The 15970-nt window shown below is 69.1% G+C and carries 9 protein-coding genes; 3 read left to right on the top strand and 6 right to left on the bottom strand.

Translation table 11 applies throughout. The features are described 5' to 3' along the window. Positions 1 to 31: 31 nt before the first annotated feature. The 4 genes from ACFZDJ_RS10195 to ACFZDJ_RS10180 all read right to left on the bottom strand — a co-directional run bounded on the left by ACFZDJ_RS10195 (position 32) and on the right by ACFZDJ_RS10180 (position 9321). Positions 32 to 8131, bottom strand: a complete 8100-nt coding sequence (locus ACFZDJ_RS10195; RefSeq protein WP_391057614.1) for an amino acid adenylation domain-containing protein — start codon at positions 8129 to 8131, stop codon at positions 32 to 34. Further along, the gene (locus ACFZDJ_RS10190; RefSeq protein ID WP_384917541.1) at positions 8128 to 8367 is read right to left on the bottom strand and encodes an MbtH family protein; all 240 of its coding nucleotides are present in this window, start codon (positions 8365 to 8367) and stop codon (positions 8128 to 8130) included. The genes ACFZDJ_RS10195 and ACFZDJ_RS10190 overlap by 4 nt, the downstream gene beginning before the upstream one ends. A gap of 476 nt (positions 8368 to 8843) precedes the next feature. Further along, positions 8844 to 9143 carry a hypothetical protein gene (locus ACFZDJ_RS10185; protein WP_384917538.1) on the bottom strand — a complete coding sequence of 100 codons (300 nt, stop codon included), beginning with the start codon at positions 9141 to 9143 and terminating at the stop codon, positions 8844 to 8846. A 7-nt stretch (positions 9144 to 9150) separates the two neighbouring features. Continuing rightward, entirely contained in the window at positions 9151 to 9321 is a 171-nt protein-coding gene (locus ACFZDJ_RS10180; RefSeq protein WP_384917535.1) for a hypothetical protein, read from the bottom strand. Positions 9322 to 9959: 638 nt separating this feature from the next. Here ACFZDJ_RS10180 and ACFZDJ_RS10175 point away from each other — a divergent pair. Together ACFZDJ_RS10175 and ACFZDJ_RS10170 are read left to right on the top strand one after the other, a co-directional pair. Continuing rightward, positions 9960 to 10931, top strand: coding sequence for a LuxR C-terminal-related transcriptional regulator (locus tag ACFZDJ_RS10175; protein ID WP_390934219.1), 972 nt, complete (start codon positions 9960 to 9962; stop codon positions 10929 to 10931). A 1133-nt stretch (positions 10932 to 12064) separates the two neighbouring features. After that, positions 12065 to 12535: a GNAT family N-acetyltransferase gene (locus ACFZDJ_RS10170; RefSeq protein WP_391057611.1), complete on the top strand. Its 471-nt coding sequence runs from the start codon at positions 12065 to 12067 to the stop codon at positions 12533 to 12535. 285 nt (positions 12536 to 12820) lie between these two features. On the opposite strand, the gene ACFZDJ_RS10165 is transcribed toward ACFZDJ_RS10170, so the two are convergent. Further along, positions 12821 to 12895, bottom strand: coding sequence for a 50S ribosomal protein bL37 (locus tag ACFZDJ_RS10165; RefSeq protein ID WP_100661309.1), 75 nt, complete (start codon positions 12893 to 12895; stop codon positions 12821 to 12823). Positions 12896 to 13367: 472 nt separating this feature from the next. Next, on the bottom strand, positions 13368 to 14153 hold the full coding sequence (locus ACFZDJ_RS10160; protein ID WP_391057609.1) for a calcium-binding protein: 786 nt from the start codon (positions 14151 to 14153) through the stop codon (positions 13368 to 13370). A gap of 261 nt (positions 14154 to 14414) precedes the next feature. On the opposite strand from ACFZDJ_RS10160, the gene ACFZDJ_RS10155 reads away from it, so the two are divergent. Further along, positions 14415 to 15842, top strand: a complete 1428-nt coding sequence (locus tag ACFZDJ_RS10155; RefSeq protein ID WP_391057606.1) for a hypothetical protein — start codon at positions 14415 to 14417, stop codon at positions 15840 to 15842. Positions 15843 to 15970: the final 128 nt, after the last annotated feature.

Genomic DNA, 15970 nt, shown 5'->3' with positions numbered 1-15970 from the left:
CTTGTGATCCGTTCTCTGGGTTCGTGGGGGTTCAGGACTCGGCGTCGTCCGCCATCTCGCGGAGCACGTCCTCGACGAGGGCTGCGAGCTTGGCGATGTTGTCGCGGTCGTTGAGATTGCGGCTAAAGCGGAATCCGAGGCGCAGCGCGCCGTCGTACACGCGGCCGTCGACGATAAGCCGGTGCATCCGCTGGAGTTCGGGCGCGGGCCAGGCGTCCTCGATGGGGGCGCCGAGCAGCGGCGAGTCGTCAGTGAACTTCCCGACCTCACCCCAGTTGTTGACGAGGATGTCCGGCTTGCCGAGCGGGGCGAGGGCCTGGGCGACGTCCGGCCGGGCGCCGCTGTACCGGAGCAGGCCGAAACCGAGGCCGCTGCGCGGCACGGCCCTGAGCTGTTCGGCGACCGAGTCGAGCAGGGCGCGTGCGCCGGGGGCGGACGGCAGGTCGAGCAGTCGCGGCGAGGTCATCGAGAACCGGCCGATGGCGCGTGAGAGGTCGAGATCCTCGCCACCGAGTTCACGGCCGCGGGAGACGAGGTCGACAAGGACCGAGTTCTGGCCGGTCCACTCGGTGAAGCCCTTCAGGACGGCGGCGAGCAGCAGGTCGTTGAGGGTCAGCCCGTAGTCGCGCCTGATCAGCCGACGCAGCGCGGCGGTGTCCGCGCCGCTCAGTTCGACGAGCACCGAGTCCTCGGACGCCATGCTGTCCGCGCCGTTCTGGTGGTCCAGCGGCCAGTGCGAGACGGCCCGTCCGGCGAGGGCACTCCAGTAGGCGGAGTCCTCGTCCAGTTCGGCGGAGCGCGCGAGTGCGTCGAGGTTGCGTGCCCACTGGGCGAAGGACGCGGTCAGCGGGGCGAGTTGCGGCTCCTTGCCGTCGGCGACGGCAAGGTAGGCGGCTTGGAGGTCCTCGGTCAGAACGCCCCAGGAGCTGTTGTCCATCAGCTGGTGGTGGACGATGGCCACGAGCCGGTCGGGCCGGTCGGCGCCGAAGCGCACCAGAGCGAAGTGCAGGAGCGGCCCGTGTTCGAAGTCGACCTTGCGGTGCAGAGTCGTGTCCAGCCGCCGGAAGGCGACGTCCTGGGCTGCCGGGTCGAGGGCGGAGAGGTCGACGAAGGTGAACAGCGGCTGTTCGAAGCGGTCGTGGATCTTCACCCGGTAGGCGCCGCCCTCCTTGGGGAAGGAGATGCGCAGCGAGTCGTGGTGGGAGACCAGCGCGGCTACCGCTCGCTCCATGAGCCGCGCGTCCAGTCGCTCGAGGGTCTCGAACATGAAGATGTGCGTGTAGAGGTGCTTGTCGGCGAAGTCCCGCTCCTGGAAGGCGAGGTTCGAGGGCACCAGGGGGACGGCGCCGGTCTCGGCGGGCCCCTCACCCGGCTTGGTGCGGTCGGTGGCGACGGCGGCGAGGCCGGCGATGGTGGGGTTCGCTATGAACTGCGCGGGCGTGATCCCGATGCCCGCCCTGCGCGCCCGGTCGACCACCCGGATCGCATGCAGCGAGTCACCGCCGAGCTCGAAGAAGTCGTCGTCGTGGCCGACCTCCGACAGCCGCAGGACCTCCCTCCAGATCCCCGCCAGGGTCTGCCGGTGGCGGTCGCCGGGCGCCTCCGGATCGGTGGCGACGGCGGCGAGGCCGGCGATGGTGGGGTTCGCTATGAACTGCGCGGGCGTGACCCCGATGCCCGCCCTGCGCGCCCGGTCGACCACCCGGATCGCATGCAGCGAGTCACCGCCGAGCTCGAAGAAGTCGTCGTGCGTACCGACCTTCGGCAGCCGCAGCACCTCCTTCCAGATGGAGACCAGCTCGACGACCCGGTCGAGGTAGCCGGTGTCGTCGGCGGCGAGGCGGGGAGCCCCGGCCGCGGGGGTGGTGCGGGTCTGCACTGGTGTCGCCTCCGTCGCGAGGAGCGCCACACGGTCGACCTTGCCGTTGGAAAGACGCGGCAGGGAGCCGACCGTGACGATCGTGGGAATCATGTAGTCGGGCAGTTTCTCCCCGAGGCCGGCGCGCAGGCCCGCGGCCGTGACGCCGGTGCCCGGCCGGAGCGTGACGTAGCCGACCAGACGCCGCTCGTCCGCTCCGTCCTCGACGCAGAACACGGCGCACTCGCGCACGCCGTCGAGCGCGGCGAGCTCCGAGGCGACCTCGCCGGGCTCGACCCGGTGACCGCGGATCTTGGCCTGGTCGCCGATCCGGCCGAGGAACTCGAGCGCGCCGCCGGGCAGGAACCGCCCGCGGTCGCCGGTGCGGTAGAGGCGTCCGCCTGCCGGGCCGTACGGGTCCGGGACGAACCGCGCTGCGGTCAGTTCCGGGTCGCCGAGGTAGCCGCGGGCGAGGCTTGGGCCGCCGACGACGATCTCCCCGGGGTGACCGGGCGGGACACGGCGCAGTTCGTCGTCGACGATGTGGATGCGCGTGCCGTCGAGCGGGCGGCCGAGCGGCACCACCACACCGCGGCCGGCGCGTTCGGGGGTGACCGGCGCGGTGGCGACGATGCCGGTGGTCTCGGTCTGGCCGTACATGTTGGCCAGGCGTGGCGCGCCGGGCCGGCTGCGGATCGTCTCCGGCAGGTCTTGGAGCAGTGGCTCGCTGGCGGTCAGGACGCACTCCGGCCGCCAGGCCTGGCGGCCGAGTGCCGGTGCGACGACCCGCAGGTAGGAGGGCACGAGGTCCAGTACCTGCACACCGTTGCGGGCCGCGTAGGCCAGGAGTTCATCAGGGGAGGCGAGCTGCTCCCGGGTGGCGACGACGACCCGGCCGCCGTGGGCGAGCGGCACCATGAGCTGGCGAACGGAGGAGGAGAAGGCGAAGGAGGCGGTGTGAAGGACCACCGGGCGCTCGGGCAGCTCCAGGGCCTGGGGCAGTGAGCGCACGTATGCGTCCAGCCCGGTGTGGGTGAGCACCACGCCCTTGGGCTTCCCCTTGGTGCCCGAGGTGTAGACCACGTACGCGGGGCGGTCCGGTGACAGGCACTGCGCCGGCGGCAGCTCGCCGACGGCCGCGCCGGCGGTGTCCTCCAGGACGAGCAGCCCGCCCGGTACGACCGGGGCCTCGGCTTCCAAGGCGCGCGAGGTCAGGACCAGCGCGGGCCGCGCGTCGGCGACGATCTCGGCTAGGCGTTCACGTGGGTAGGCCGTGTCCAGCGGCAGGTACGCGCCGCCGGCCTGCAGCACCGCCAGCACCGCGACGACGAGGTCCGTCCCGCGTTCCAGGTACACCGCGACCCCCGTCTCGGGGCCGACGCCGTTGCCGCGGAGCATCCGGGCGAGCTGCTCGCTGCGGCGGCCCAGCTCTCCGTACGAGAGGGTGGTCGCGCCGCAGGTGACGGCGGGCTCTGCGGGCATGCGCGCCACCTGCTCCCAGAATCGCTCTAGGAAGGTGCAGCCGTCCGCGTCGGCGCCGGCAGCGGTGCCGGACAGTGTGTCCAGCTCGGCGTGCTCGCCGGACAGCAGGAGGTCCGTGTCGAAGACCCGCTGTGCCGGGTCGGCGACGAGGCGTCCCAGCAGCGCCTCGAAGCGCTGCATCAGACGGGCGATCGTCTCCGCGTCGAAGAGGTCGGTGCTGTACTCGGCGTGCCCCTGGAGACCGTCCTCGGTCTCCCACAGGTCGACGACAAGGTCGAAACGGGCCGTGACCTGCTTGCTCTCGATCTCGCTGAGAGTGAGCCCCTTCCCCGCGTCGGGCAGGCCGCCCGACATGTTCTGGAGCGCGAACCGCACCTGGAACAGCGGCGAATGGCTGAGGCTGCGCTGTGGGGCGACGGCGTCGACGACCATTTCGAAGGGGACGTCCTGGTGCGCGTAGGCACCGTTGGCGGTCTTCTTGACGCGTGCGAGCACCTCGGCGAAGGTCGGGTTGCCGGCGAGGTCGACGCGCAGCGCCAGGGTGTTGGCGAAGAAGCCGACGATGCTCTCCAGCTCGGTCATCGTCCGGTTGGCGATGGGCGTGCCGACGGTGACGTCGTGCCGGCCGCTCATACGTGCCATGAGGACGTCGAATCCGGCGAGCAGCGCCATGAACAGCGAGACACCCTCGCGGCGGGCCAGCTCCGCGACCGCGTCGGACAGCTCACGCGACCACGCCACCTCGTGCCGGGCACCCCGGTAGCTCTGCACCGCCGGCCGCGGCCGGTCGGTGGGCAGGTCGAGCATCGGCGCCCCGCCGAGCTGCTGCTTCCAGTAGCCGAGCTGTGCGTCGAGGGTCTCCTCGTCCAGCCAGGAGCGCTGCCAGAACGTGTAATCCACGTAGGTGTGGGGCAGCGGGGCGAGCGGCGAGGGCTGGGCGGCGGCGAACGCCCGGTAGAGGGCCATGAGTTCGTCCAGCACGATGGAGACGGACCAGCCGTCGGACACCGAGTGGTGCAGGGTGAGGAGGGCCAGGTGGGCATCGGGGGCCAGCCGGAGGAGCCGTCCGCGCAGCAACGGCCCGCGCGCCAGGTCGAACGGCCGGCCGGCCTCCTCCTGGACGAGCGCGTCGAGCCGGGCCTCGGTGTCGGCCGCGCCGGTCAGGTCGCTCTCCTCGAAGGGAACTTCCTCGGCCGGCAGGAACTCCTGGACCGGGTCGCCGTCAGGCGACGGGAAGCGGACGCGCAGCCCCTCGTGCCGGTCCCAGAGCGCGGCGAACGCGGCCCGGAACGCGTCCGGTCGGAAGGTGCCGTCGAAGCGCAGGGCGATCGGAACGTTGTAGAAGGAACTGCCTTCGGCGAGACGGCTCATGAAATAGAGGCGTCCCTGTGCGTACGACAGCGGGACCGGGCCGGTGCGGGGGGCGGTCACCAAGCCGGGGCGCGGCGCGCGGCCGCCGAGGGCCTCGATGCGCTGAGCGAGGTCGGCGAGGGTCTGCGCCTCCAGGAACACCGAGAGCGGCAGGTCGATGTCGAGAGCCTTGCGCAGGCGGGCGGCGGCCTGCACGGTGAGCAGCGAATGCCCGCCCAGGGCATTGAAGTTGGCGTCGCGGCCGACCGAGGACAGACCCAGGACGTCGGCCCAGATCTCGGCGATGACCCGCTCCAACGGCGTGGCCGGGAGGTCGGTGGCCACATCGGGGGCGTCCGTGCCGGGCTGGGGCAGCGCGCGACGGTCCACCTTGCCGCTCTGGGCGAGCGGCAGTTCGTCCAGCACCACGAAGTGGTCCGGGATCATGTACTCGGGCAGGCCGGCGCGGAGCTCGGCGCGCAGGTCCTCCTCGGCGCATCGGGAGGCCCCGTCGTTCGCCGGGGTGACGTATGCGGCGAGCCTGCGCTCACCGGGCCGGTCCTCACGGAGCAGCACCACGGCCTCGCGGACGGCGGCCAGGCGGGTCAGGGCGGCCTCGATCTCCTCCAGCTCGACGCGGTAGCCGCGCACCTTCACCTGGGTGTCGACCCGGCCGAGGCACTCCAGCTCGCCGTCGGGGCGTATCCGGACGAGGTCGCCGGTGCGGTAGAGGCGCTCTCCGGGCTCGGCCGCGAACGGGTCGGGAACGAAGCGCTCCGCGGTGAGGTCGGGGCGGTTCCAGTAGCCGCGGGCCACTCCGGCACCGCCGATGAACAGCTCACCGACCGCGCCGCGGGCGACGGGCTTCAGGTTGGTGTCGAGCACGTAGAGCCGGGTGTTGGCGATGGGCCGGCCGATCGGAACGGTGCCGGACAGGTCAGTGTGCTCGTCCACCTCGTACACGCAGCAGCCGACAACGGTCTCGGTGGGTCCGTACTCGTTGACCACGCGCAGGCCGGGGGCGCGCTTGCGCCAGGCCGCGACGGTGCCACCGTGCAGGGACTCCCCGCCGACGATCAGGTAGCCGTCCGCCTCGATCTCGACGGGCGGCACCGACTTGTCGAGTGCGTCCAGGTGGGCGGGCGTCAGCTTGACCAGCCCGTAGTCGAGGTCTCGTCCGAGCATGCCGGAGAGCCGGTCCAGCTCCTGGCCCTCCGCCACCAGGACCAGCGGCCGGCCCGCGAGCAGCGGGCAGAAGAGAGTCGTGACGGACAGGTCGAAGCGCAACGGCGAGACGAGGGGGGCGCCGCCACCGTCGGCCACCCGGTAAGCGCGGACGCTCCACTCCAGGTAGTTGCCGAGCCCTCGGTGGGTGACGACGACGCCCTTGGGGCGTCCGGTCGAGCCCGAGGTGTAGATGACGTAGGCGGCGTTGTCGGGGTGCGGGCAGGGGTGGGCCGGGGCGTCGGCGGGCACCGGGGTTCCGAGTGCCTCTTGCGCGACCAGCACGTGTGCCCCGGTCTGCGGAAGCGCGGCCGCTCGGCGGGTGTCGGTGACGACCACCCGGGCGTCCGCGTCGGCGAGCATGTAGGCGATGCGCTCGGCCGGGTCGGCGGTGTCCAGCGGCACGTAGGCGCCACCGGTCTTCAGCGTCGCCAGTACCGCGACCACCAGGTCGACGCCACGCTGGAGGAAGAGCGCGACGCGCTCCTCCGGGCCGACGCCCTCACACCGCAGGCGGTGGGCGAGCCGGTCGGCGAGCGTGTTCAGCTCCGCGAAGGTCAGGCGCTGCTCGTCGGTGACGAGGGCGATCGCGTCCGGTGTACGGCCTGCCTGGTCCTCGAAGAGCTCGTGGACGGGCCGGTCGCCGAGGGCCGGGTCCTTGGTGCGGTTCCAGCCGACGACCAGCTCCCGCAGCTCCTCTTCGGCGAGGAGGGGGGCATCGCCGATCCGGGTCCCGGGGTCCTCGGTGAGCGCACCGAGGAGGATGCCGAGGTGGGTACTGATCCGGGCCACGGTCGCTTCGTCGAACAGGTCGGTCGCGTATTCGAAGACACCGTGCAGGACGTCGTCGGCGCCGGGCCAGACCTCCAGGCTCAGGTCGTACTTGGCGGTCGCGGTGTGATGCTCGACCACGCTGACCTTCATCGCGTCCAGGGCGACGTCCAGCGCGGGATCCTGGACGAGCGCGAACAGCACCTGGGCGATCGGCGTGTGGCTGAGGTCGCGGGCCGGGTCGACCGCCTCGACGACACGGTCGAAGGGCACCTCGCCGTTTGCCAGAGCCTCCTGGGTGAGGTCGCGGACCCGGCCGACCAGCTCGCGGAAGTCCGGTTCGCCCGAGGTGTCCACCCGCAGCGCCAGGGAGTTCGCGAAGAAGCCCACCAGGGACTCCAGTTCGGCGCGCGGCCGGTTGGCCACGGGAGTCACCGCCGTCACCTCGTCGTGCGAGGTGTAGCGCGACAGCAGCGCGGCGAAGCCGGCAAGCAGCACCATGAAAGGGGTCGCGTGCTCGTCGGCCGCGATCTCCTTGACCCGCGGCCAGACACTGGCAGGCAGCGAGAAGCGGCGGCGAGCGCCGCGGAAGCTCTGTACCGGCGGGCGGGGCCGGTCGAAGGGCAGCTCGATGACCGGCACGGCGCCGTCCAAGGACCGGCGCCAGAAGGCCAGCCCCTCGTCCAGCTGTGCGGTGCGCTCGGGCCCGGCTTCCCAGGCGGCGTAGTCCGCATACTGGACCGGAAGCGGCTTCAGACAGACTTCGACGCCCTTCGCCCAGCCCTCGTAGAGCGCGAGCAGTTCGTCGACGACAATGGTCATCGACCAGCCGTCACAAACACTGTGGTGGACAACCAGCAGCAGGACGTGGTCCTCGGTTCCGGTTCGGAAGAGGGTGACACGGGCGAGAGGCCCGTGTTCCAGGGAGAAGGGCTGCGACGCTTCTGCGACCAGCGCCTCCCGCAGAGCGTCCTCGCGGCTCCCGGCGGTGGGGGCTGGCAGGGTGACGGGCGTGAGGTCCACGTCGAGATTCGGGAGGATCCGCTGCACCGGGTCGTCGCCGACGGACGGGAACACGGTGCGCAGTGATTCGTGCCGGCGCAGCACCTCGCGGATTGCCCGCTCCAGCACGTCCGGCCGCAGCGTCCCTTCGAAGCGCAGGGCCACCGAGACGTTGAACATCATCCCGCCGGGGTTCAGCTGTTCCATGAACCACAGGCGACGCTGGGCGTTCGACAGCGGTAGCCGCCCCTCGCGCGACACTGGCTGGACGGTGTCCTCGTCCGCCCGGCGTCGCCCGGCGATCCGCTTGGCGAGAAGGGCGCGCTTCGCCGCGGACATCGTGTCCAGGCGGGATCGTGTGCTTCCCGGCTCGCCCGGCACACAGGCCGCCTGTTGCCCGTCGTCCGCCGTCCGCCGGATGGCATCGGTGCTGTCGGAGGTCATCGCTGCTCCCCCGGACAGTCGGCGGAGGTCTGCGCCATGTGAGCCACCAGGCTCAGCGGACGCATGTCGGTCCAGTGCATGTTGATGTACTCGAGACACGCGGACCGGTCGGTCGCGCCGTGGCACACCGTCCATCCGGCCGGGACATCCACGGCCTCGGGCCAGATCGAATACTGGCCTTCATCGTTGACGACGACGTAGAAACTGCCGTTGGGGTTGTCGAGCTGGTTCGACATCACACCTCGCTTCGCCTGATGTTCAATGGGATTGCGCCGACCGCCGGGCCGGTCGTGGGCAGGCCGCCCGCACGCTGCGCTGCGACCGGCCGGGGTTCGACGAGGCAAGCCGGCCGGCTCGGTCCCAGACCCCAGTTCTCCGTGTCCGTCGGCACCGTCTCAGTGCCGATGTGGTCTGTCGCCGACGCACACGGGCCGACCGCTGCCCTGGCGGAAACAGCGGAACCGGCGAAGATGCGGCGGCGGATGGCAGGCATGGCTGATCGCCCCTTTCCAAGGGGAGGGATATGGGAAGGCATGGCTTACGCGTCATTGCGGCTGTCGTGTGGGAACAGCCATCGCGAGGACCTGGCGAAGGGAAATGCCTTCAGGCACGAAGCGCTCTGAGGCTTGGTGCGGACTGCTGTCCTGCAGGAACAGCGGTCGAAAGGCAAAAACCGGCCGCGGCGGCGTTCGGAAAGCGGTTGGTGACGCGACTACACCAGCACGTTGGGTGGCAGATAGCGGCGCTGCATCAGCGGTGAAGCCGCATGACAGCGGTGAAGCAGGGAGGCAGTGCGGTATGTCGCGCTGCGGAAGCCGGGCGCGGTGGGATCGCGAGTGAGCAGGTACACCAGCAGGTCGACACGGTCTCTCTGAGCATGGCCGGAAGCGTGCTGCAGACCGTCCTCGAGTGTCGTGTGGGCCCAAAGGGCGCCCAGCACCTCGGACACCTCGCTCGTCGGATCGGCAAGGACCCTGCTACGACGGTTCAGGCTGGTGTAAACGATGTCCATGTGGCGGTCAGCCGCCCCAGGTACCGGTGTCGGGGAGCGCCATCTGGGTGGCAGGGGCCGAGGCGGCTATGGCCGTGGTGGAAGGTGCGGACGCGACCGTGGCGGGGGTAAGGAGCACTGTGATGCCGAGCACGAGGGCGGCGACCGCGGTGGCCTTGGCGATACAGGTGCGGATCATGGTGACCATTCCTTCCGAATTACATGGCGAGGTGTCCTGTTCCGGTCTCGCGTCCCGCGGTTGACGCTTCGCCGGCTGCCGTACGGGCTGTCCCGTGTCGGCGATGAGTAGCTTCGCCGCTGACCCAGACCGTTGGAAAGCTTTCCGGGAGTCCTGAACAGGGCCTATCCGGATCAGGACACGCAGCCACGCCCATTTTGGGTAGATGCCAGTTTCGTCCGGTTATCGCGCCTAGGGCCTGTCCGGCAGATCAGGTCGCACTTGAAGTGGCGGCCCCCTCTTTGCGTTGGCGAGAGGGGTCATGGGGTCCCCCTGCTCGAGCGGATTCGAGAGATTGGGGGAGCGTCGAGATGCAAGGCGGAGGAGGGCGGCGACGCGATAGGGGTCCGCCCTGCTCCTGAAGAGCTTGGGGGAGTCGGCAACCGACGACAACGCCGCAGGTCGGCGTGCCAGACCCCGCGCCCGCGACAAGATCCGCCGGACAGGCCCCAGACCAGGCGCCAATATGCCATCGGTGGAATTTCCGTCGGCTGACTCCGAGACCTGTGATCCAAATGACCTTGAATGGTGGCGCTCAAGATTGAGAGTATGAGGCTCGACGCGCGGCCGGGGGGCGGCGTTCAGGGGGGAACCAGCGGATGCTGCAAGCACTCGGAGTGAGCAAGGACGCCGCAGACGTCTACCAGGCGATGCTCGACCACCCTGACCACGGTGTCGACCAAATCGCTGACGTATGCGGCCTGACTCCCACACAGGTCCACGATTGTTTCGACGAACTCGGCCAGCTAATGCTGGTCCGCGCGTCCAGCGAGCACCCCGGACAGATGCGGGCCGTCGACCCCGACATCGGCTTGGCCGACATCGTTGCCCGCCAGGAGGCCGAACTCGCAGCCCGGCAGGCCCAACTGGCCGCATCCCGCGCGGCGGTCACCCGCATGGTCGCCGATCGCGCCCAACAACGCTCCGCCCACGGCGAACGCCTACTCGGCATGGACGCCATCCACAACCGGCTCGAACGCCTGTGCCGCACCGCCCAGACCGAGATCATCGGCGCTCAACCCGGCGTCCAGCGCCCCGACGACCTCAGCGCTGGACGCGACCACGACCTCGCAGCCCTTGGCCGTGGCGTCACCTTGCGCGCCCTGTATCAGGAACACGCCCGCCACCGCACCCACATCGCCGCCTACGCTCACGAGCTGCTCAGCCACGGCGGAGAAGTCCGCACAGCCCCCACCATCCCCCAGCGCGTGGTCATCGTCGACCGAACCCACGCCTTGGTGCCGACCGACCCCGCCGACAACCGCAAAGGTGCACTGCACGTCACCGAACCCGGCATCGTCACCGCCCTGCTCGAACTCTTCGAGCAGGCTTGGAACACTGCTGTACCCCTCGGAACCACCCGCCCCGACGACCCTCGAGCCGGCCTCACCGACCACGAACGCGAACTCCTGCGCCTGCTCGGCACCGGCCTCACAGACGAGGCGGCCGGACAGCGCCTCGGCCTCACCGATCGCACCATCCGGCGACAAGTCGCCTCAATCATGGAACGCCTCAGCGCCTCCAGCCGGTTCGAAGCAGGTATCAAAGCCGCACAACGTGGGTGGCTCTGAAGAAACCGATTTGTCACTCCCCTGGTTGCTGAGTGCTGGGCAGCCACCGCACCGACGCTTACTGCCGAGCGACGGACTGGCTCCACAGGGCGGTCGATGACCTGGAGAATCGGGCCAGGCCACTCCAGTTGAAAAGATCCGGGAACCGCGACTAAATACCTTGAGTTATGGACAATGTGAGGGAACTGGCATCCACAGCGTTGCGTAACTATGGCTGATACGCACGGATGTCGGGCACATAGGCGCGTTCGATCTACTTGACGAGAGCGAACGGCAGCGCGCAGCGGCCTTCCGTTTCGAGGAGCATCGCCGCCGCTATGTCACTGCTCATCTGGCGCTGCGCAGAATCCTGGCCGAGGCGGTCGGGAGCAGACCGGGCGACCTCCGCTTCACGCCGTTGCCGTGCCCGGGATGCGGCGCGCAGCACGGGCGCCCTGCCCTCGCAGACTTTCCTGATAATGCGGAGCCCTGACCTCATGTCGATGATGCATCTGTGACGGTGCCCCTCCCCAGACGGACAACTCGGCCCCCCATGCGGGGAGTTCCGGGGAGTGAGGCGGGAGTAGATCTTGAAAGGCGGACTCTTCGACGCCACTCAAGACCAAGGCACACCAACGCTCTGACGGGACGAAGAGGTCGTGGGTTCAAATCCCGCCACCCCGACAGCTGAATAGCAGTTCAGAGGGCCCTTTGGCGTGGCCGCGTGTCTGTCTGTGTACCCCCCGATCACGTCACAGCCGGGCCGCGTACGCGGGCGTCATTGCAGACGGTGCCCCTTGCGTGCCCGGCCCGCGGTGTCCCACCCCCGGCAGGGGGCTCTGGGCTCTGGGCTCTGGGCTCTGGGCTCTGGGCTCTGGGCTCTGGGCTCTGGGCTCTGGGCTCTGGGCTCTGGGCTCTGGGCTCTGGGCACGAGCATCGCCGTGTCAGGTCGAATTGCTCTCCGCCAGGAGCTGTCTCGGACGTGGTCACAGCTCGGCGTGCCAGTCCCGCTTCGGATCGCCCGTGTCGAATACGCTGCGAAGACGTCGAACCTGGCGTCCTCGACAACGCGTACGCACAAGGGAATGCCGCCCGGTGGCGGCTCTTCACGTCGGTCCGGATGGCGCGGCTGCCGGATGCGGAAGGGGTGTGGCATGAGGTCCCCAGGTGTGCACCTACGGGAGATCACCGACGCAAACCGGGATGCCGTTCGTGCCCTCCGGGTCCGACGGGACCAGAAGCAGTTCGTCGCTTCCGTGTCCAGGTCGCTCAAGGAGGCGGCAAAGAAACCGGAGGCCAATCCCTGGTACCGCGCCGTATACCGGGGCGACGAGCCAGTCGGTTTCGTGATGCTGTCGTGGAAGCCGCCGGCCGGTCCTTTCAAAGGGCGGCACTTCCTCTGGCGCCTCCTCGTCGACAAGCGGTACCAGCGGCGAGGGGTCGGCCGAGAGGCGCTCACGCAGGTCGCCGCCCTGGTTCGCGCGGACGGCGCCACCGAGCTGCTGACCAGCTACGAGCCCGGTGACGGCGAACCGTGGCCCTTCTACCAGAGGTTCGGGTTCGAGCCCACCGGGGAGATGGACGACGGTGAGATCGTTCTGCGGCTGGCCTTCCCCGCCGAGTGAGCTCATAGCCGGGTGAGCTCATATGGGAAACCGCGGACGGTTTTCACCGCTGGTGGTCACATGACGGAGAAGCTGGTGCGCAGGCGCCTGGAAGTCGATGCCCCGTGCGCGCAGGTTTGATCGTTCCCTGCCCGAGTCTGGAAAAGCGCCCTGCCTCCAAGAGCCGGCCCTGGTCCCGTCGGGTCCGGCTCTTTGCCGTGCTCCCGCAGCGCTGCGGGATCCCGGTCCTTGACCTCGATCCGGGCGGCGAAGACATGGGACCCCGCGGCCCTCTGCTCGGTTGGCTCAGGCGTTGGGACGCTTGCCGTGATTGGCCTTCTTCTTCTTACGGGCGCGTCGCTTGTTCCCTCGCTTGGCCATGGTGCATATCTCCCTAATCCAGTACTTTCTACGCCTTCGCCAGTCTAGATTTGGACCGGCTTGTCCGCATCAGCGGCCGCGGGCACAGCGCCCACATACCGGCGCTCCGCCACCCCGGAGCAATCACTGGCTTCTGTACTGGCTTCTGTACTGGCTTCTGTCCAATGCGCGTCGAAGCCGCCCGGCCTTGCCAGGCCGCCCGAGGGCCCTCAACGGCGACCGACAGTGACCGACGAGCCACAGCCGCCGGCAGCGAACCCCCAGGTCGCCCCCCCGCCCCCGGATCAAGCGGGTTTCCGTCCGGGTACGTCGGACATGCAGAGGCACAGAGCGGAGCAGTGCGGGCGGCTCGCCGCTGTGCTGGAGAAGGGGCCACGAGGTGCACGGCGCAGCCGCGATCCTCGTCGACGTCGACGACTCTCCACGATCGACCTGATCAGGGCGAGGAGACTCGACCGCTCTCAGTACGTGGCTATCGGACGTCCACGAAGTCGCCGGCCGCGTTGGCCGCCGGGGTCGTCGTCGTGCCCGCGAAGCTGTAGCGGAAGTAGCCGTCGGTGGAGGCGGTGACGGTCGTCTTGAGGTTGCCCGTCGAGTTGGACTTGATCGTCTTCACGGTGGTGTAGGTGGTGCTGCCCTTCTTGCGGAACTGCAGCTTCACCGACTGGTTCGTGTAGCCGTGGTACTTGTTGTCCTCCCAGTTGGCCCGGGAGAGCTTGCCGGTGACCGTGATGGTCTTGCCCTTCTTCACCGGCTCCGGCGAGGCGTTGACCGTCAGCGTCGAGTAGCGCTGCACCTTGAACGTGGTGGCCGCGTCCCGGTGGATGTAGTCGTCGTCATGGGCGGAGACCAGCGTGGCGAGGTCCCAGGTGGCCGCCGCGCTGTTGTTGACGAAGCCGGTCGCCGCCTGAGGGTCGAAGGTCAGCGTGCCCGTGCAGGTCGACGTGGTGGCGCTCGCCTTGACGCACGTGATCTCGCCGTCGTCGTACCAGATCTGCGCGAAGTTCGGCTTCGGACCGAAGGCGCTGATGTACGTGGTCTCGGCGATGCCCGAATCGTCCGACGCGGTCACGGAGACCTTGGCGGTCACCACCTTGGTGGTACCGACCACGACCGGCTTGCCGCCGTTGACGACGACCTTGTCGATCGTGATGTTGCCTGAGCCGCCGTCCTCCGCCTGGGCGGCGGTGGCGCCGAATGCGGGGGCGACCAGCGCGATGCTGGTGCCGAACAGGGCAAGGCGCGTGGTTGCGTGCATGGATGTCCCCCCATGGAGTCCTGGTTGATCACAGGGAGCGTACGGCGTTGGCCAACGGTTCACCACGGTGTTGTTTCGACGCAGGAGGGGCCTGTGAGGGTGACGCATCCCCTGTGCGCTACGGTGACTCGCTTTTGTCGCGCACCTATGGGGGGTTTGATGCGACGAACCACAGCAGCCGCGAGTGTCGTCACCGTACTCGTGCCGCTTCTCCTGGCCGGCGCTTCCACGGTGTCGGCCGCAGCCAAAGGGTCAATCACCGTGAGGACGTTGGACCGGAGCGGCAAGCCGGTTCACGCCCAAGTGGCGGTCTACAACACGAAAACGAACGACTTCCGCTACATCGACAGCAACAAGGCGACGTCGCTGCCCAACGGCAGCTACGAACTCGTCACATCCTTCACCGACGCCGGGGATGACGGCGCCACCGTCGGCGGCCACAGTGTGACGGTCTCCGGGGCCACGAAGACCACGTTCGACGCCCGGAAGGGCCGCCCGGTCAACGTCTCGCTCAGCCCGAAACCGGGCAGCGGATACGACCACACGGTCAGCGCGTACGTCTGCGCCTCCGACAACAGCCCCGCCACCATGGGCATTTCGGCGCAGGCGGGTGACCTGTACGTCATCCCGACGAGCAGCAAGGCGTACGAGGTGTCCTACGGCACCGCGTACCAGCCGCAGTCGGCGACCGGCGGGGACTTCTGGCTGGCCTCCGCCACGCACAGGGGCGGCGTGCCGTCCGGGGTGTCCGCGACACTCAAGAAGTCCGGGCTGACCACCCTCAAGGTGTCTGCCCGTTCCGGCCCCGACAGCGGACAGGCGCAGTTCTCGTTCAGCTACCAGTCGACGGGCGGCGGCGGTTGCTCGATGTCCACGAACTCGCTCTGGTTCCAACGTGACCTGCCCAACTCCTTCAGCGTCCACCTCCCGCCGGGCGAGTGGAACGTGGGCCAGCAGAGCCGTGACTTCATCTACGACGGGTTCCACGAGTACGCCGCCGGCAAGACGACCTCGCTGGCCCTCGGCCACGCGGTCTGGGGGCCTGGCGGGCGACTGCCCAACACCTGGTACCACCAGCTGTACGTCGGGTCCATCAACATGTTCGCCGACCCCACCCTTCCTGCCGGCGGGACGCTGGCAGGCGGCACCGTGAAGCTGACCCACGCGGGCAAGACGCTCTACTCGCACAACTACGCGCCAGGGGAGGACGTCGACGGGCACCCCCGGATCCCCGGTGCGGGCTGGTACACGCTCAATGAAACCGGTCATCGCAGCCTGCCGTCCGGTTCGCTGTCGACCAGCTCCAGCCTCAGCCTGCACTTCTACGCCGATCCCAGCAAGAACCAGCAGATCCGGGACTACATCACCCGGTTCTGGCCCGAAGCGCTCAACAGCAGGAACCAGGCGGCTCCTGGGTCGACCACGACCATCGCCCTGGGTATGCAGCGCAACGGCTCGGACGACAGCACGGTGCGTCAGTTGTCGGACAGCGTGAAGTCCGTGCATGCCTGGTACACCACCGACAACGGCACCCACTGGCACGCCGCCACCGCGAAGCTGTCCGGCGGCAAGTGGTCCATCGCCGTCCACAACCCGGCCTCCGGCCACGTCGGCCTGCGTTCGACGGTCACCGACACCCACGGCGACAGCTCGACGACCACGGTGTACAACGCGTACGCCGTCAGCTGAAGCCCGCCGGACCTGCCCCTGTAGCACAGGGGCAGGTCCGGACTCCACAGACCCGGCTCCCGAGTTCGGTACACGATGAACTAAATATATGACGCATTCAATACACAGCGCATTCAATACACTGTGTA

Source organism: Streptomyces sp. NPDC007896, from assembly GCF_042959425.1.
Classification (GTDB): domain Bacteria; phylum Actinomycetota; class Actinomycetes; order Streptomycetales; family Streptomycetaceae; genus Streptomyces.
Note: the sequence above shows the minus strand (reverse complement) of the source record. Positions and strands in the feature narration are given on the sequence as shown.

Coding starts and splice junctions, on each gene's coding strand:
- ACFZDJ_RS10195 (WP_391057614.1), bottom strand. CDS start 8,131: ATGACCTCCGACAGCACCGATGCCATCCGGCGGACGGCGGACGACGGG.
- ACFZDJ_RS10190 (WP_384917541.1), bottom strand. CDS start 8,367: ATGTCGAACCAGCTCGACAACCCCAACGGCAGTTTCTACGTCGTCGTC.
- ACFZDJ_RS10185 (WP_384917538.1), bottom strand. CDS start 9,143: ATGGACATCGTTTACACCAGCCTGAACCGTCGTAGCAGGGTCCTTGCC.
- ACFZDJ_RS10180 (WP_384917535.1), bottom strand. CDS start 9,321: ATGATCCGCACCTGTATCGCCAAGGCCACCGCGGTCGCCGCCCTCGTG.
- ACFZDJ_RS10175 (WP_390934219.1), top strand. CDS start 9,960: ATGCTGCAAGCACTCGGAGTGAGCAAGGACGCCGCAGACGTCTACCAG.
- ACFZDJ_RS10170 (WP_391057611.1), top strand. CDS start 12,065: ATGAGGTCCCCAGGTGTGCACCTACGGGAGATCACCGACGCAAACCGG.
- ACFZDJ_RS10160 (WP_391057609.1), bottom strand. CDS start 14,153: ATGCACGCAACCACGCGCCTTGCCCTGTTCGGCACCAGCATCGCGCTG.